We start from the raw sequence: 17056 nt of genomic DNA on the forward strand, positions 1-17056 counted from the left end.
CTAGCTCAGCAGCGCGTTCGGGATCTGCCCGTGGCGTACGCGCTGGGGGTGGTTGCCGACGTCGAGGTAGGCGAGCTCCTCGCCGGTGCGGAAGTCGATCACGGCGACCGCGTCGGCATCGGAGAGCGACGCCCAGCAGGTGTTGCCGAGGCCTTCGGTGGTCCAGTAGGGCTTGCCGTAGTAGTGGCCGGTGGTGTTCTCGTCGAGGATGGTGTGCTCGCCGGTGGAGCGGTCGACCATCGCGACGTAGTCGTCCATCGTGCCCGCCGCGCAGAGCGTCTGGCCCGTGGGGTCGATCGAGAGGCCGTGGTGGGCGGAGTCGTTGACGTAGAGCTCACGCGGCAGCTGGGTGCGCTTGGGAAGCGGGATGACTCGCGTGACGGCGCCGGTGCGGGGCTCCTCGATCGAGCCGGTGGAGTAGCCGACCTTGCCGTCGATGTCGGCCGCCTGGGTGTCGAACTCGACGAGGCCGTGCAGGAACGACATCTGGAAGTAGATGAACCGCTCGCCCGGCGCGACCGCCATGGGACGTACGGCTGAGGAGATCGAGGGATAGCCGGCCTCCTCCAGCTCCTTGCCCATCTCCCAGCGCTGGGAGACCTCGAAGCTGGACTCGTCGACGATCTCGAACCAGCGGTCGCCCTTGATCGCGTCGTGGATCGGGCCGATCTTGATCGGCGGGAGGAGGTCGGTGCCGGGGATGGTGCCGAGGCCGAGCTGGTCGAGGTTGATCAGCGGCAGCGAGGCGAGGGAGATCTCCTTCTGGTCGCCGGGCAGGTACACGCGCCCGATGGAGGCGTGGAAGATCCGCGATCCGTCCTCGGAGTAGTTGTTCTCGTGGGGAGTCTCGCCCGACTCGAACGTACGCAGCCGCTCGCCGGTCCGTGGGTCGCCGGCACCGCCCATCCAGTACTCGTGCACCGAGCGTGAGGTCGAGTCGGAGACCAGCAGCTTGGTGCCGTCGGGGGAGAGGCCCATGTGGTCGGTGCGGTGGCCGTCCATCTGCTGCTCGACCACGACGGAGTCCGCAGAGCCCGCGAGCGCCTTCTCGATGTCGATCCAGACCACGTCGGCCAGGCTGGGACGCGACACCGCCAGCAGCTTGCCGTCCCGGGTCGTGAACACGTCGTCCACGAGCTGGTCGTTGCCTTCGCCCGGGCCGTAGCGGACCAGGTAGTACATGGCCAGCCGCTCGGGATCCCGGTGGATCGCGGCGATCTCCTCGTCCTTGTCCGGCACCAGGTCGATGTCCTTACGCAGCACCTCGAAGCTGCGAGCATCGACGATCGACGCCGTCCCGTCCCAGTTGTTGCCCACGACCATCACGTCCCGCAGCTTCGAAGTCGCGCTCGCACTCACAGCTGGAGCGGCCGCGCTGAGCGAGAAGACGAAGAGCATGGCGACGATGACTGCTGCCGCACGACGCATCGTGGGACCTCCTGGGGGATTCGGTTATCTGAGACACAACGTCTCGGGGTGCGGGGAGGTTACGGTCGGTACGTCGGTGCTGCTCTCCTCTGGTGCTCGCAGGGTCGGCTGAGGCAGATGTTCTTCTCGGGGATCGAAGAACTTCTTCGTACGCCGGTCGGTCGGGCTTGTCTCGACCGGTTGTCGTGGACCGGTGTGACGGTCGGTGGTCGAGCTTGTCGAGACCACCTGTCCCGTGACCGTTTCTTCGGGGCTGGTGTGGGCCGCCGACCCGATCACGAGGGTCTTCTCGACGGACCCCGGAGTCAAGGACGGCCTGCGGCCGCCGGCTTCGCCGGCCGCTTCGCGGTCCTGGACACCGGGGCCCGTCGAGAAAAGATTTGGCTGGCTATCGGGGCGGCGGCCCGGGTGTGGCGCAGCGCATGCACTCTCGGGACAGGTGGTGTTGGTGGGGTGTGAGAGGTGGCCCTTCGGGCCACTTACCATCCACAGAAGCGAGGGCGTTCGCTAACTGCGAAAACGCTGTTTGATCAGGGAAAATAGATAGTCAGCAGGGCGCGCGAGGCGTAGAATCAGACCCATCACAACACACCTCTGAGAGGAGGGTAGGCGATGAGTCTCGGCCGCGACATCAACCACTGGGGAACCAACCCCGGTGACGCGATCGACGCCGCCTTGCAGGCCATCGAGACCGCCCTCCAAGAGTTGCTGGCCACCGACCCTGCGTACTGGCGCACCAGCCAGAAGAAGGACCTGCTCGAACGGCTGGAGAAACTCCAAGCGATGCAGGCCGCCCTGAAGCTGCGCGTCCTCGCATCTGCCGGTGACATCGCCGAGGAGACCGGGGCCAAGGACGTCTCGGGGTGGCTGCGGACCGAACTCCTGGTCGACAAGGGTGTGGCCCGCTCCCAGATCAAACTCGCCGCTGGTGTCGCCAAGTACGACCTGGTCGCTGCCGGGCTGGCCGAAGGGATGGTGTCCCAAGACAAGGCCCGGGTGATCACGAAGGCCCTCGACGCCGTCGAGGCCGACCCCGCCGCCAGTGGTGAGCACCTGGTGTCGGCCGAGAAGATGCTGGTCGACTACGCCGCCTGGATGACCGCCAACGAGCTCAAGAACGCCGGCCGCCGCATCCTCGCCGAGATCGACCCCGAGAGGTTCGAAGCCGCCGAGGCCAAGGCCCTGCAGCGGGAAGAAGAGCACGCCGCCCGGCGCACCTTCTACACCGCCCGCGACAACGGCGACGGCACCATCGACCTCCACGCGAGGGTCTCCCGCGCCGTCGGGATGAGGCTGCGCACCATTCTCGACTCGCTGGCGCAGCCCCGAAAGCTGTCCGCGGAGAACAAGGGCCGCAAAGCCCCTTATGACCGGCTCCTGGGGCAGGCGTTCGCCCGCGTGATCGAGACCTACGACGTCGACCTGTTGCCCAGGCATGGCGGCCACGGGACCACGGTGTTCATCACCATGAGCCTGGACCAGCTTCGTGCCGACCTCGGCACCGCTGCGTTGGGGTTCGACGGCGAGAAGATCACCGCCGCCGAGGCCCGCCGGATGGCCTGCAACGCCGACCTGGTCCCGGTCGTCCTCGGCACCGACTCCGAGATCCTCGACCTGGGCCGCACCGCCCGATTGGCGCACCCGATCCAACACCGAGCACTACGGCTCCGCGACAAGTGCTGCCAAGCCGAAGACTGCGACGCCCCCGCCGCCTGGACCGAAGCCCACCACCTAAAACCCTGGTCCGAAGGCGGCCAAACAAACCTCGCCAACATGGTGTTGCTGTGTCCCAATGATCATCACCGGATCCACGCCGCCGACTACACCTACGAGCGGCTCCCCGACGGACAGATCCGGTTCACCCGACGCACCTAGACCGGCTGATCCGGGCGGGCCGGCGCTGTCGCGCCTGCATGCCTCCGAGCCTGTCACGCGGCGATCGCTGGGATGTGTCCCGTGCCCCGTCGGGTTGTGCCGTTCAGCTGGGTGGCCGACCCGTGGCCTGTGGGTTTGCGGGCGGCGCTGATCGGCTCGTGCTGGTGCCGCGTGCTGGTGCCGCCTGCCGGTGCTTTGGTGTGTCAGCACTGCCTGCCGGTGCTGCGGTGTGTCAGCACTGCCTGCCGGTGCTGCCGGTGCTGCCGGTGCCACGGCGTGCCGCTTGCCGACTATTGGTGCTGCCTGCGATCCTGCGTCAACTGACGGCGTCCCGTCTGCCCCTGCGGCTGGTGATCCCGCCTCGGTCCTGCGCCGGCGGTCTGTTTGGGACCGCGTGGACAGCAGGGGTGGAGGCAGCGTCGGCTCCTGTGACGGAGTCGTCGCGGCCTGGCCGACGGCCCTGCTTGTGAAGCCTTCACAAGCTGTCATCGTCTTGTAAAAGCACCGCAAACACGCCAGCCTCCAGGACCCATCAACCCAGGATCCCCAGGCCCGTACCCAACCCAAAGAACTCTGCGCCAAACCCCGCCGCCGACCCGATAGCCAGCCAAAATTCTCGCCGGCTCCCGGTGTCCAGGACCGCGAAGCGGCCGGCGAAGCCGGCGGCCGCAGGCCGTCCTTGACTCCGGGAACCGGCGAGAACACCCTCCGTAACGGGTCGGCGGCCATCAGCCCTACGAGACACCCCAACCGCGAAAATCGCCTCTGACCAACCCAGCCACCGACCCCCGACAGCCAGTCCCAGCCTTAGAACCCGAGACTCGCATTCTCTAGCCGGGTGATCCGCTCGGCCGGACCGTCGAAGGAGAGGCCCCGCACCTGATGACGACCGAAGCAGAAGAGCAGGAGCTCGCCGACCGGGCCGGTGATGGTGACGGGCTCTTCGCCGGCGCGGAGGGTGGCGGTGTCGGTGCCGTTGCTGACCACGAGCGGCGTGTCGGCGGAACGGACCAGGCCCTTGCCGAGCAGCTTCAGGGTGCGCCAGAGGTTTCGTTCGGCGGCGGCGGGGAGCGTACGCGGCTCCCAGCCGGGCTGGGCGCGGCGGAGATCCTCGTGGTGGACGAAGAACTCCACCGTGTTGACCGCCTTCTCGATCGGACCGATCGCGAAGGGGGTGCCCTTCGGGTCGCGGAGGCGGGCGGCGAGATCCTCGAGCGGCTGGGCGGCGTACGCAGCCTCCGCCTTCCTCAGCACGGGCGCGAGCGGCGGCAGGAGGATCCCCGCCGCGGCCCACGGGCGGCGTTCGCGTACGAGCAGATGCACCAGCAGGTCCTTGACCTCCCAGCCGTCGCAGAGTGTGGGGGCCGTCGGCCCGAGGGAGACGGCGGTGTCGCACAGGGCGATGCGCTCGGAGCGCGCGAAGGAGACCACGCACTGCACCCTACCGAGCCGTCCCCACCCGGGGAGCCAGCAAAAAAATTCGTCGCAACCACGGTGCTGACCTAGGCTTTACCTCGAGATGAGCGACGATGAACCAACACCCCAGCGGGCCACCACGACCGACGGGTTCAAGGTTCTCGGAGTCGCCATCCGGCGTGAGTGGGCGGTATTCACGCTCTCGACTCTCGGTTCGGCGCTCTTCGGCGCGCTGACCGTCGCCGATGCCTGGGTGCTGGGCTGGTCCACCGACCATGTGCTGGTTCCGGCGCTGCGCGACGGCGAGATCGGTGCCGGCTGGCTGTGGGCCGTGGTCGGCCTCTTCGTCGGCGTCGCGATCCTGCGGGCGGTCGGGGTGGTGGCGCGACGGCTGGGCGCCGGGGTGATGCAGTACCGGATGCAGGCCCATTCGCGCCGCGCGGTCACCCGGCAGTATCTGGCGCTGCCTCTCGCCTGGCACCACCGGCACCCGACCGGCCAGCTGCTCTCCAACGCCAACTCCGACGTCGAGGCGTCCTGGGCGCCGATTGCGCCGTTGCCGATGGCGGTCGGGACCCTCGCGATGATGGTGATCGCGATCGGTCAGATGTTCTGGACCGACGTCGTGCTGGCCTCGGTCGCGATCCTCGTGTTCCCGGCAGTCGTCGTCGCCAACCTGGTCTTCCAGCGCTTCTCCTCACCGCTGATGACCCGCGCCCAGCAGCTGCGCGCGGAGCTCTCCGGGATCGCCCACGAGTCCTTCGACGGCGCCCTCGTCGTCAAGACCCTGGGGCGCGAGGCGGAGGAGACCGCCCGCTTCCAGGACAAGGCGCGCGAGCTGCGCGACGTCAACATCCACGCGGGCCGGCTCCGCGCTGCTTTCGACCCACTACTGGCCGCGCTGCCCAGCCTCGGAGTCCTCGCCGTCCTGGCCGTCGGGGTCGGCCGTGTCTCCAGCGGTGTCGCCGCGCCCGGTGACGTCGTCCAGATCGGCTTCCTGCTCACCATCGTCTCCTTCCCGATCCGTTCCTTCGGGTGGCTGCTGGGCGAGTTCCCGCGCAGCGTGGTCGGCTATCGGCGGGTGCAGCGGGTGCTGGAGGCGACCGGGCGCCTGGTCTACGGCACCGCGACGACCAGCCGCGAGCCGACCGGCGCCCGCCTCCGGGTCGACGGCATCTCCTACGCCTACGCCGACGGCCCGAGGCTCCTCGACGGTGTCGACTTCGAGGTCGAGCCGGGGCGTACGGTCGCGATCGTCGGCGAGACGGCCGCCGGCAAGAGCACCCTGACCATGCTCCTCGCGCGACTGGTCGACCCGGAGGCCGGCCGGATCACCCTGGACGGCACCGACCTGCGCGACCTGGGTGCGGGGGAGTGGGCCCGGGTGGCGGCGCTGGTGCCGCAGACCGCCTTCGTCTTCGACGACTCCGTGCGCGGCAACGTCACCCTCGGCGCCGACCTCACCGACGACGAGGTCTGGTCCGCGCTCAAGGCCGCCCAGGCCGACGGCTTCGTCACCGCGCTCCCGAACGGCCTCGACACCACCCTCGGCGAGCGTGGGGCGAGCCTCTCCGGCGGCCAGCGTCAGCGCCTCGCCCTAGCCCGTGCGCTCGTACGCCGCCCGCGACTCCTGATCCTCGACGACGCCACCTCGGCGGTGGACCCCGAGGTCGAGCAGCGCATCCTCGCCGCGCTGCGGAACGGCTCCGGCGACACCAGCCTCGTCGTGGTCGCCTACCGCAAGGCCACGATCGCGCTCGCCGACGAGGTCGTGCACCTCGAGAACGGCCGCATCCGCGACCGCGGCACCCACACCGAGCTGCTCGCCCGCGACGAGTCCTACGCCCGCCTGGTGAACGCCTACGAGACCCCGGAGGTGGCTCAGTGACGACGACCCTCGAGCCCGAGACCCGGGTCGGCAGCGGCGAGGACCTCGGCGCCATCGAGACCATCCGCCGGGGCATCAAGCACTCCCCGGAGCTGGTCGAGGGCATCCGCGGCACCTTCGCGCTGGCCGTGGTCGCGAGCGTCGGGCAGGTCGTCGTACCCATCGTCGTCCAGCAGACCCTCGACAACGGCCTGAGCGGTCCGGACGGCCCCGACCTCGGCTACGTCCTGCGCGCCGGCCTGATCGCGGTGGTGGCCATCGCCGTCACGGGCGTGGCGTCGTTCCTGATGACGAGCCGGCTCTTCACCGCCGCCGAGCGGGGCCTGGCGACGCTGCGTACCAAGGCCTTCCGACATGTCCACGACCTGCCGATGCTCACCCAGTCGACCGAACACCGCGGGGCGCTGGTCTCGCGGGTGACCAGCGACGTCGACCAGGTCAGCCAGTTCATCGTCTTCGGCGGCCTGCTCTTCATCGTCAGCATCGGCCAGATGCTGATCGCCACCGTCGTGATGGTGATCTACTCCTGGCAGCTCGCGATCCTGGTGTGGCTCTGCTTCGGCCCGCTCTTCCTGAGCCTGCGGTTCTTCCAGCGCAAGCTGTCCGCGGCCTACACGCTCTCCCGCCGCCAGGTCGCCACGATGCTCTCCGCGGTCTCGGAGCCGGTCGTCGGCGCGGCCGTGGTGAAGGCGTACGCCGTCGAGGACCGCACCCAGGAGCGCATCGACCGGGAGATCGAGGCCACCAGCGCCGCCCAGATCAAGGCGCAGGCCTACACCTCGATCTTCTTCAGCCTCGGTGGCCTCTCCGGCGGCCTCGCCAACGCCGGTGTGATCGTCGGCGGCGTCCTGCTGGCACTGGCCTACCAGGGCAGCGGCGGTGCGCTGAGCGTCGGCGAGATCCTGGCCTTCGCGTTCCTGGTGACGCTGTTCGTGGGCCCGGTGCAGATGGGCACACAGATCCTGACCGACGCCCAGAACGCGATCGCCTCCTGGCGGCGCACGATCGGCATCCTGGACACGCCCGCCGACCTGGTCGACCCGGGCGCCGACGGCACGGTGCTGCCGAGGGGCCCGCTCTCGATCGAGTTCGACGCAGTGACCTTCGCCTACCCCGGCGGGCGTCCGGTCCTGCACGACATCTCCTTCGAGATCGCGCCCGGGAGCCGGGTCGCGGTGGTGGGTGAGACCGGCTCGGGGAAGTCGACGATCGCGAAGCTGCTCACCCGGGTGATGGACGTGACCCAGGGCCGGGTCCGCCTCGACGGCGTCGACGTGCGCGAGATCGGCAACGCCTCGCTGCGCACCAGTGTCGTGCTGGTCCCGCAGGAGGGCTTCCTCTTCGACTCCACCCTGGCCGACAACGTCCGCTACGGCCGCCTCGACGCGACCGACGAGGAGATCGAGGAGGCCGCCCGGGTGCTCGGCCTGGGGGACTGGCTGGCCGGTCTCCCCGACGGCGTCCGCACCAGCGTCGGTCAGCGCGGCGAGTCGCTCTCGGCCGGCGAGCGTCAGCTCGTGGCCCTGCTGCGGGCCCAGCTCGCCGATCCCGACCTGCTGGTCCTCGACGAGGCCACCTCGGCCGTCGACCCACGCCTGGAGATGCGGATCAACCGGGCCCTGGAGCGGCTGATGAGCGGGCGCACCTCGGTCACCATCGCCCATCGCCTCTCCACCGCCGAGGCGGCCGACGAGGTGATCGTCGTCGACGCCGGCCACCTCGCCCAGCGCGGCCCGCACCGCGACCTGGTGGCGCAGGCAGGCTCGACGTACGCCCGCCTGCACGCCTCCTGGGTCGCCCAGCAGGGCAGCTGAGGAGCGCTCAGGCGTCCCACCACGACAGGTGCGCGGCGGCTTCGGCCGTGGGCTCGATGATCTCCCAGACCTCGGCGATCATCGTGTCCTCGAAGCGGCAGATGTCGACGACGGTGATCTCCGGCCCGCCCGGCAGCCGCCGGCGGGTGTGCATCACCACGTGGTCGTCGGTCGCCAGGACGTGCTTCACTTCGACCTCCATGCCGTCGATCCGCTCGAGCGAGCCGCGGACGGCCTCGAGCCATTGCTCCTTGGTGGACGAGGTCGCGTCCGGTCGGTGGTGACGGAAGTCCGGGGCGAGCAACTGCTCGACCGGCCCGGTGTCGCCTGTCGCGACAAGCCCGGCGAAGGCGGTGGTGAGGGCCGCGACGGTGTCCGTGGATGTGCTCTGTGTGGTCATGGCGCCAGTGTGTTCGGGGTCCGGACCGGTGTCGATGACATGGGAGTTCATGGCGCCGGACCGGCGGATGAGCGATCCTGGGGCCCATGTACACGGTCGGCGAGATGTTGCGGGAATGGCGGCATCGCCGTCGGCTCAGCCAGCTCGACCTGGCGATCGCCGCCGACGTCTCGGCGCGTCACGTCAGCCTGGTCGAGACCGGCCGGTCCCGGCCGAGCACCGACATGATCCTCCGGCTCGCCGACCAGCTCGACATCCCGCTCCGGGACCGCAACCAGCTCCTGCTCGCCGCCGGCTTCGCGCCGCGCTACACCCAGCGGCCCCTCGAGGACGATGCGCTCGCGGCCGCCCGCGAAGCCATCGGCCGAGTGCTCCGCGCCCACGAGCCGTACCCGGCCCTGGTGGTCGACCGCCGCTGGGACATCCTGATGACCAACCGCGCGGTCGACCAGTTCTTCGCCGGCGTCGACCCCGCGCTGCTCGAACCACCCGTCAACCTCGTACGCCTCGGCCTGCACCCCCAGGGCCTGGCGCCTCTGGTCGTCAACCTGGCCGACGTACGTGCCGTGTTCCGGGCGCGGGTCAGGCGCCAGCTCGCCGTCGTCGCCGACCCCGAGCTGATCCGGCTCTACGAGGAGGTGCTGGCACCCGACGGCCAGGACGAGGAGGGATCCCTCGCGCTCGCGGCGGATGTCGTGATCCCGATGACGCTTCGGGTCGAGGGCCGCGAGCTGAACCTCTTCTCGACCATCACCACCTTCGGGACCCCGATGGACATCACCCTCGACGAGGTGGCGATCGAGTCGTACTACCCGGCCGACGACGCCACCGCCGCCTACTTCGCCGACCGGTAGCGGCGACGCTCGGTGACGCTAGGCGGCGAGCGCGGTGAACGGCGCCCAGGGCAGGTTGCGGACGACCGTGAAGACGACGGTCAGCGCCAGCCAGGTGTGGAGGGCGGCGGGGGCGCGCGCCCAGCCGGGAGCCGGGCGACCGCCGACGCGGCCGCGGAGCCAGAAGAGCCAGAGCAGCGCGAGCATCGGCAGCCCGAGCAGGAACATCAGCGCGTTGTGGCCGATCGCGCCGGAGACGTCACCCGACAGCAGCGCCATCGTGCCGCGCGTCATCCCGCAGCCGGGGCAGTCGATACCGGTGAGAGCGTGGACCGGGCACGGCGGCACGTAGGCGACGAGCCCGGGAGAGGTGGCGAAGACGGCCGCGAGGCCCGCCCCACCGGCCACGACGGCCAGTGGGACGAGCCCCGCGCGCACCCGTGAGGGTGTGGTCACATGGTCCCCGACTGGGCGGCCATGCCGAGACCGAGGACGACCGAGGCGATGATGTAGAGGACGATCACGACGACGCCGGTGACGGCGCCGATGATGCCCCACTTCTTGGCGCCCTCGGCGTCACCCTGGACGGCCTTGACGATCGAGACGATGCCGAAGGGCAGGCAGCAGAAGATCGTGACCAGGATGCCGATCACGAGGGCGCTGGTGTCGGTCTGCTTCGCCGGGGCCGGCTGCGGTGTGGGGTTAGCCATGGTGCGGTGTTCTCCAGTTTGAATAGTCGACCCGAAGGGTCGGCTGACAGGGCCGTACCGAGACCGGCCCAGATGACCGGGAGAGTCTGGCAGCCGGGAGCTCCGGGGGCCTCGGATCGCCGCCGCGACATGCCGGTTGTGTCCGTACTGTTGCCCGGCGGGATACTGGAGCTGTGACTACTGGACCCACGAGCGAGGGACTGGACCCCGCCATCGCCGACCGCCTCAAGCGCAACCCCGACGGGCTGGTGCCCGCGGTGGCGCAGCAGCATGACACCGGCGAGGTGCTGATGCTCGGCTACATGGACGACGAGGCCCTGGCGCGCACGCTCGCGACGGGCCGGGCCACCTACTGGTCCCGCAGCCGCCAGGAGTACTGGGTCAAGGGGGAGACCTCCGGCCACCGGCAGTACGTCAAGGAGGTGCGCCTGGACTGCGACGGCGACACGATCCTGCTCAAGGTCGACCAGGAGGGCCCGGCCTGCCACACTGGCGACCACACCTGCTTCGACGCCGGCCTGATCTCCTCCGGCGCCCTCTCGTGAGGTCCATCGGCCCCACCGTCACCACTGGCCTGGCCGGCGCCGCCCTGGCGGCCTGGGCGGGCTCCCACGAGTGGGTGAAGGTGACCGCCCCGGCCCAGATGCCGACCGACCTCAACGACTCCCCGGCCACCACCGGCCTGGCCCTGGTCGCCCTCGCGGCTTGGGGCGTGGTCCTGGTCACCCGAGGTCTCGTACGCCGTCTGGTGGCCGCCCTCGCCGGTCTGGCCGGGATCGGCGTGATCGTCACCTTCTTCGGCCATGCCGGGATCGACGCGCTCGGCCGGGCCATCGACTCCGAGGTGGTCTGGGGCGAGACCGAGCACACCACCACTCCCTGGCCCTACCTCGCGCTCCTCGGCGCGGTCCTGACCGTCGCCGCGGCCGTCGCCGCCGTACGGCTGGCACCGTCGTGGCTCGAGATGGGCCGTAGGTACGACGCCCCGGCCGCCGCCGAGCCGGCGCAGAAGCCGTTGGAGGAGCAGTCCACGATCGACGTCTGGAAGTCGTTGGACGAGGGTCGGGACCCGACATCGGGGGACCAATGAATACACTGCAGCCAAGCACAAAGAACTCGTAGAGGAGTCATCGCATGTCCGCCAGCCACGGCAACACCCCGGCAGCCTGGATCGCAGTCGCGGTCGGCCTCCTCGGCTTCCTCATCGGTAGCGTCGCCATGATGCTCGACCCGATCAGCTGGTTCGTCTTCTGGATCGGCGTCGCCGTGACCGTCGTCGGTGGCCTGCTCTTCATCGTGCTCGCCAAGCTCGGCTTCAACGTCGAGTCACACTGAGCCTGACAGACAGCGAGGCCCCCGGCGGATCCGCCGGGGGCCTCGCTGATTTCAGAGCCGTGGCTCAGTACGTGCTGGTGCTACCGCTGAAGTCGAGCGCACCGGAGAGGTTCAGGATGACCCCGATGATGCCCAGGACGACGGCGACGATGCCGAGGATGAAGCCGGCGGTGGCCATGCCCCGCCCGCTCTGCGCGCCGCCGGAGGCGTCGATCTCGTTCTGGGCGATCTTGCCCAGGATGATCGCCGGGATACCGGCGAAGAAGCCACAGCAGACACAACCGAGAATGCCGAGGACAAGTGCCCAGATCGCCTTCTTGTTGTTGCCTGCAGGCTGACCGGGCTGCCCGGGTGCCGGCGAACCGTACGGGGGCGGTGGCGGCGGCGGTGTTCCGTAGCTCATGTGTCTGACCTCCAAAGTCAGGCGAGATGGGTTGAGATGGAAGAAACTTAACGTTTCCCGCCCGCACTGTGGCGCCAAATCGGGCGTGTCACGGTTCGGGTGAGAGGCTTTGCACGTGGGTCATACCCAGAAACGAGAGGTTTAAACATGTCGGTGCTCGACAAGATCATCGACGGCGTACGTCTGGACCTGGCACAGCGCCAGGAGACGGTGTCGGAGGCGGACCTGCGGGCCCGGCTGGCCGACGTCGACGCGCCGCGCGACCCGATGCCGGACTTCCGTGCGGCGGGCAGCAGCGTGATCGCCGAGGTGAAGCGGAAGAGTCCCTCCAAGGGCGCTCTGGCCGACATCCCCGACCCGGCCGAGCTGGCCCAGAAGTACGCCGCCGGCGGTGCCGCAGCGATCTCGGTGCTCACCGAGGAACGCCGCTTCGGCGGGTCCCTCGACGACCTGCGCGCGGTCCGTGCCGCCGTCGAGACCCCGATCCTGCGCAAGGACTTCATCGTCGAGCCCTACCAGCTCCTGGAGGCCCGGGCAGCCGGCGCCGACCTGGCGCTGCTGATCGTGGCCGCGCTGGAGGACGACACGCTGCGCAGCCTCTACGAGCAGGCCGGTGAGCTCGGGCTGACCGTGCTGGTCGAGACCCACGACGAGGCCGAGGTCGCCCGGGCGGTCGACCTCGGCGCCGAGCTGATCGGCGTCAACGCCCGCAACCTGAAGACCCTGGAGATCGACCAGGACGTCTTCGGACGGCTCGCGCCGCTCATCCCCGAGGACCGGGTGAAGGTCGCCGAGTCGGGCATCTTCACCGCCACCGACGTCAAGCGCCACGTCGCCGAAGGGGCCCGCGCGGTCCTGGTCGGCGAGGCGCTGGTCAAGCATGGCGACCCGCAAGGCACGGTCGCCGAGTTCACCGGAATCCAAGGCTAGGCCGAGAGCAGAGACAGCCATGACAACTCACATCCACGAGACGACGAGCTACGACGCCGACGAGTTCGGCTGGTTCGGTGGCGAGGCCGAGGGATTCGGCGGCCGCTTCATGCCCGAGGCGCTGATGAAGGCGCTCATCGAGCTCGACGACGCCTGGCAGAAGGCGAAGGCCGACCCGGAGTTCGTGGCCGAGTTCGACGCGATCCTGCGTGACTACGCCAACCTGCCCAGCCCGCTCTACCACGCGACCCGGCTCTCGGAGCAGCTCGGCGTACGGGTCCTCCTCAAGCGCGAGGACCTCAACCACACCGGCGCCCACAAGATCCGCAACGTGCTCGGCCAAGCGCTGCTGACCAAGCGGATGGGCAAGACCCGGGTCATCGCCGAGACCGGCGCCGGCCAGCACGGCGTGGCCTCCGCGACCGCGGCCGCCTACTTCGGGCTCGACTGCACCGTCTACATGGGCAAGGTCGACACCGACCGTCAGGCGCTCAACGTGGCCCGGATGCGGCTGCTCGGTGCCGAGGTCGTCCCGGTGCCCTCCGGCAGCGGCACCCTCAAGGACGCCATCAACGAAGCGCTGCGCGACTGGGTGGCCAGCGTCGACCACACCGCCTACCTGTTCGGCACCGCCGCCGGGCCCCACCCGTTCCCGACGCTGGTTCGCGACATCGTGCGCGGCATCGGCGACGAGGCGCGGGCACAGTCCATCGAGCAGTTCGGCGGTCTCCCGAACGCCGTCCTCGCCGCGGTCGGCGGCGGCTCCAACGCCATCGGCCTCTTCACCGCGTTCCTGGACGACGAGGACGTCGAGATCCACGGCTTCGAGGCCGGGGGAGACGGCTTCGAGACCGGCCGCCACGCCGCCACCATCCAGGCCAACGACCCGGGCGTGCTCCACGGCGCCCGCACCTACGTGCTCCAGGACGAGGACGGCCAGACCATCGAGTCCCACTCGATCTCCGCCGGTCTCGACTACCCCGGGGTCGGACCGCAGCACGCCTGGCTGGCCAAGTCCGGCCGCGCCTCCTACACCTCGGTCACCGACAAGGAGGCGATGGACGCCTTCGCGCTGCTCTCCCGCTCGGAGGGCATCATCCCCGCGATCGAGTCGGCCCACGCGATCGCCGGTGCCATCAAGATCGCGCCCGAGATCAAGGAGCGCCACGGCGAGGGTGCCACGATCCTGATCAACCTGTCCGGTCGCGGCGACAAGGACATGGGCACGGCTATTGAATACTTCGGACTGGGAGATGCACAGTGAGCACGTCGGTAGCTTTCGAGAAGGCGAAGGCCGAGGGCCGCGCCGCCCTGGTCGGCTACCTCCCGGCGGGATTCCCCACGCTCGAGGGGTCGATCGATGCGCTGACCACGATGGTCGAGGCGGGCTGCGACATCATCGAGATCGGTCTGCCCTACTCCGACCCGGTCATGGACGGTCCGACCATCCAGGATGCCGTGCAGCAGGCGCTCGACGGCGGCGTACGCGTCGATGACGTGTTCCGCGCCGTCGAGGCCGTGGCCTCGACCGGGGTGCCGACCCTGGTAATGACCAGCTGGAACCCGATCGAGCGCCGTGGCGTGGACCGCTTCGCCCAGCAGTTGCACGACGCCGGCGGCGCGGGTCTGATCACGCCCGACATCACCCCCGACTTCGCGCCGGAGTGGATCGAGGCCGCCGACGCCCGTGACCTCGACAAGGTCTTCCTGGTCGCACCCAGCAGCACCGATGAGCGGATCGCGATGACCACCGCCCAGTGCCGTGGCTTCGTCTACGCCACCGCGGTCATGGGCGTCACCGGTGCCCGCGCCAAGACCTCCGACCTGGCCGCTCCGCTGGTCGCCCGCACGAAGAGGACCACCGACCTGCCGGTCGGCGTCGGCCTCGGGGTCAGCAACGGTGCCCAGGCGGCCGAGATGGCCGCCTACGCCGACGGGGTCATCGTCGGCTCCGCCTTCGTGCGTACGCTGCTGGACAACCGCTCCGACGAGCAGGCGGCGCTCAAGGCGCTGGCGAGCCTGACCGAGGACCTGGCCGCGGGAGTCCGCTCGCGTTGAGGTTCCTGGCTCTCCCCGTTCTGCTCGTCCTCATCGGAGTGCTCACCGGCTGCGGTGCTGCCGGGACCGGCGAGGCGCCGGCCTCGGCGATGACCGGGCAGGAGCACACCCCCTACCAGCTCTCCGACACCGCGCTGACCGACACCGAGGGCCGGCCGTTCTCGCTGGCCGAGGACGCCGACAAGCCGCTGACGCTGGTCTTCTACGGCTACACCAGCTGTCCCGACGAGTGCCCGCTGGTGATGTCGAGCCTGACCGCGGCGCTGACCCGTCTCGACGACGCGGACCGGGAGAAGGTGGAGGTCGTCTTCGTCACCACCGACCCGGCGCGCGACTCCCAGAAGGTCCTGCGCGAGTACCTGGACCGCTACGGCAAGGACTTCATCGGTCTCACCGGCGACCTGGCGGACATCGTCACCCTGGCCGAGTCGATGCGGCTCTACATAGGGGAGGCCGAGCGGCTACCGAGCGGGGGCTACGATCTCGGGGTCCACGACACCCACGTCTCTGCCGTCTCCCAGGGCCGTGCCAGCGTCGTGTGGTCGATGAACACCTCGCCCAAGCAGTTCGCCGACGACATCCACCGCATTCTCAGTCAGAGCTAGCCAGCCAGAGTCAGTGAGGAAGAGCGCAGCATGATGCTCCCGATGTCCATCCCCAGCCCGGCCGAAGGTGTGCTCTGGCTCGGGCCGGTCCCGTTGCGCGGCTACGCCTTCGCGATCATCCTCGGCATCATCGTGGCCGTCTGGGTCTCCGAGCGGCGCTGGCAGGCCCGCGGCGGCCGTGCGGGCGACATCCAGGACATCGCGCTGTGGGCGGTGCCGTTCGGTCTGATCGGCGGCCGGCTCTACCACGTCATGACCGACTGGCAGCTCTACTTCGGCGACGGGGCCAGCCCGATCGAGGCGCTCTACATCTGGCGCGGCGGGCTCGGCGTGTGGGGCGCGATCGCGCTCGGCGCCGTGGGCGCGATCATCGGCGCCAAGCAGAAGGGCATCAAGATCGTCCCGCTGCTGGACACCATCGCGCCGACCTGCCTGCTCGCGATGGGTATCGGCCGCTGGGGCAACTGGTTCAACCAGGAGCTCTACGGCAGGCCCACCGACCTGCCCTGGGGCCTCGAGATCGACCCGTCGCGCTACCCCGACGGCCCCAGCCAGTTCCCGGTCGGCACCACCTTCCACCCGACGTTCCTCTACGAGTTCGGCTGGGACATCCTGGCCTTCTTCGTGATCGTCTACCTGCAGAAGAAGCTTCGCCTGGGTGGTGGCCGCGTCGTGGCTCTCTACGTGATGGCCTACTGCCTGGGCCGTGGCCTGATCGAGACCCTGCGCATCGACAACGTGCAGCTGGTCAACGTGCTCGGCCTGCGCTGGAGCGAGTGGATGTCGATCATCCTGTTCGTGCTCGCGGCCGCATGGTGGACGTATGCCACGGTCACCGGCCGGGGTATGGTCGAGGAGGAGGTCTACAGCGATCCTGCCAAGGCCCCGGCGAACGACGTCGACGACGACACCGAGAACGAATCCGTCGAAGACACCGACGGCGACACTGACAGCGACACCGACGGCGACGCAGCCGACAACGGGACCGACGAGGAATCCTCGACAAAGGCCTGATCAGTCGCAGATATTCGGCGCAACGGAGCGCCTGGCGGGAGGGTGTCCGCCCAGCGACCCTCGTTCGCAACCTACGCGTGACACAGTGGTAACCTAGCCGCACTCGCGCGGGCCAACGCTGTCCCCTGCAGATTGCCAGTTTCATCCCCGCAAGGGCGCGCGCACCTGTCGCAGACATCCCCCGCTCCGGACTCGACTCGAAGCAGAGTCAGAGAACCGGGGCTATTGGGCTGCGTCGGTCGGTGCGTGCCTGAGCCCGGACAGACGGGAGATCCCGGTGCCGTACGAGCACTCGTATCCATCCCCCCAGGGCCTCTACGACCCTCGGTTCGAGAAGGACGCCTGCG

18 protein-coding genes are annotated in these 17056 nt (G+C 69.5%); 12 read left to right on the top strand and 6 right to left on the bottom strand.

Features of this window, described 5'->3' with window-relative positions; genetic code table 11:
• Positions 1-1428: a YncE family protein gene (locus tag ACZ6WN_RS28990; protein ID WP_465869717.1), complete on the bottom strand. Its 1428-nt coding sequence runs from the start codon at positions 1426-1428 to the stop codon at positions 1-3.
• A 612-nt stretch (positions 1429-2040) separates the two neighbouring features.
• Here ACZ6WN_RS28990 and ACZ6WN_RS28995 point away from each other — a divergent pair.
• Positions 2041-3303 (top strand): HNH endonuclease signature motif containing protein, encoded by a 1263-nt coding sequence (locus tag ACZ6WN_RS28995; RefSeq protein WP_465869719.1) that lies wholly within the window; start codon positions 2041-2043, stop codon positions 3301-3303.
• Between the two features lie 807 nt (positions 3304-4110).
• On the opposite strand, the gene ACZ6WN_RS29000 is transcribed toward ACZ6WN_RS28995, so the two are convergent.
• Complete coding sequence (locus tag ACZ6WN_RS29000; protein ID WP_465869720.1) at positions 4111-4734, bottom strand: TIGR03085 family metal-binding protein; 624 nt, start codon at positions 4732-4734, stop codon at positions 4111-4113.
• 88 nt (positions 4735-4822) lie between these two features.
• Between ACZ6WN_RS29000 and ACZ6WN_RS29005 the strand changes: the two genes are divergently transcribed.
• Together ACZ6WN_RS29005 and ACZ6WN_RS29010 are read left to right on the top strand one after the other, a co-directional pair.
• Complete coding sequence (locus tag ACZ6WN_RS29005; RefSeq protein ID WP_465869722.1) at positions 4823-6607, top strand: ABC transporter ATP-binding protein; 1785 nt, start codon at positions 4823-4825, stop codon at positions 6605-6607.
• Positions 6604-8421 (top strand): ABC transporter ATP-binding protein, encoded by a 1818-nt coding sequence (locus ACZ6WN_RS29010; protein ID WP_465869724.1) that lies wholly within the window; start codon positions 6604-6606, stop codon positions 8419-8421. The genes ACZ6WN_RS29005 and ACZ6WN_RS29010 overlap by 4 nt, the downstream gene beginning before the upstream one ends.
• A 7-nt stretch (positions 8422-8428) precedes the next feature.
• Here the strand turns inward: ACZ6WN_RS29010 and ACZ6WN_RS29015 are convergent, their stop codons facing one another.
• Complete coding sequence (locus ACZ6WN_RS29015) at positions 8429-8821, bottom strand: nuclear transport factor 2 family protein (protein ID WP_465869726.1); 393 nt, start codon at positions 8819-8821, stop codon at positions 8429-8431.
• A gap of 86 nt (positions 8822-8907) precedes the next feature.
• On the opposite strand from ACZ6WN_RS29015, the gene ACZ6WN_RS29020 reads away from it, so the two are divergent.
• Entirely contained in the window at positions 8908-9675 is a 768-nt protein-coding gene (locus tag ACZ6WN_RS29020) for a helix-turn-helix domain-containing protein (RefSeq protein WP_465869728.1), read from the top strand.
• Positions 9676-9693: 18 nt separating this feature from the next.
• Here the strand turns inward: ACZ6WN_RS29020 and ACZ6WN_RS29025 are convergent, their stop codons facing one another.
• The gene (locus ACZ6WN_RS29025) at positions 9694-10110 is read right to left on the bottom strand and encodes a DUF2752 domain-containing protein (RefSeq protein WP_465869729.1); all 417 of its coding nucleotides are present in this window, start codon (positions 10108-10110) and stop codon (positions 9694-9696) included.
• Complete coding sequence (locus tag ACZ6WN_RS29030) at positions 10107-10364, bottom strand: CD225/dispanin family protein (protein ID WP_378873084.1); 258 nt, start codon at positions 10362-10364, stop codon at positions 10107-10109. The genes ACZ6WN_RS29025 and ACZ6WN_RS29030 overlap by 4 nt, the downstream gene beginning before the upstream one ends.
• Before the next feature lie 173 nt (positions 10365-10537).
• Here ACZ6WN_RS29030 and hisI point away from each other — a divergent pair, with 173 nt between their 5' ends.
• From hisI to ACZ6WN_RS29045, 3 genes are read left to right on the top strand one after another with little or no spacing between them, the layout of a single operon-like run.
• A complete protein-coding gene (gene hisI / locus ACZ6WN_RS29035) occupies positions 10538-10909 on the top strand; it encodes a phosphoribosyl-AMP cyclohydrolase (protein WP_465869731.1) in 372 nt (123 codons plus the stop codon).
• A complete protein-coding gene (locus tag ACZ6WN_RS29040; RefSeq protein WP_465869732.1) occupies positions 10906-11454 on the top strand; it encodes a Trp biosynthesis-associated membrane protein in 549 nt (182 codons plus the stop codon). Before hisI ends, ACZ6WN_RS29040 begins: the two co-directional genes overlap by 4 nt.
• Before the next feature lie 44 nt (positions 11455-11498).
• A complete protein-coding gene (locus ACZ6WN_RS29045; RefSeq protein ID WP_465869733.1) occupies positions 11499-11699 on the top strand; it encodes an HGxxPAAW family protein in 201 nt (66 codons plus the stop codon).
• Positions 11700-11763: 64 nt separating this feature from the next.
• Here the strand turns inward: ACZ6WN_RS29045 and ACZ6WN_RS29050 are convergent, their stop codons facing one another.
• Positions 11764-12102 carry a DUF4190 domain-containing protein gene (locus tag ACZ6WN_RS29050; protein WP_465869735.1) on the bottom strand — a complete coding sequence of 113 codons (339 nt, stop codon included), beginning with the start codon at positions 12100-12102 and terminating at the stop codon, positions 11764-11766.
• Positions 12103-12249: 147 nt separating this feature from the next.
• On the opposite strand from ACZ6WN_RS29050, the gene trpC reads away from it, so the two are divergent.
• From trpC to lgt, 5 genes are read left to right on the top strand one after another with little or no spacing between them, the layout of a single operon-like run.
• Positions 12250-13032, top strand: a complete 783-nt coding sequence (gene trpC / locus ACZ6WN_RS29055) for an indole-3-glycerol phosphate synthase TrpC (RefSeq protein ID WP_465869736.1) — start codon at positions 12250-12252, stop codon at positions 13030-13032.
• Positions 13033-13051: 19 nt separating this feature from the next.
• Positions 13052-14296 (top strand): tryptophan synthase subunit beta, encoded by a 1245-nt coding sequence (gene trpB / locus ACZ6WN_RS29060; protein WP_465869738.1) that lies wholly within the window; start codon positions 13052-13054, stop codon positions 14294-14296.
• The gene (gene trpA / locus ACZ6WN_RS29065; protein ID WP_465869739.1) at positions 14293-15090 is read left to right on the top strand and encodes a tryptophan synthase subunit alpha; all 798 of its coding nucleotides are present in this window, start codon (positions 14293-14295) and stop codon (positions 15088-15090) included. The genes trpB and trpA overlap by 4 nt, the downstream gene beginning before the upstream one ends.
• Positions 15087-15695 carry an SCO family protein gene (locus tag ACZ6WN_RS29070; protein WP_465869740.1) on the top strand — a complete coding sequence of 203 codons (609 nt, stop codon included), beginning with the start codon at positions 15087-15089 and terminating at the stop codon, positions 15693-15695. Before trpA ends, ACZ6WN_RS29070 begins: the two co-directional genes overlap by 4 nt.
• Positions 15696-15737: 42 nt before the next feature.
• Complete coding sequence (gene lgt / locus ACZ6WN_RS29075; RefSeq protein WP_465869741.1) at positions 15738-16709, top strand: prolipoprotein diacylglyceryl transferase; 972 nt, start codon at positions 15738-15740, stop codon at positions 16707-16709.
• Positions 16710-17056 lie beyond the last annotated feature (347 nt).

It is taken from the genome of Nocardioides sp. NPDC054178, from assembly GCF_055585005.1.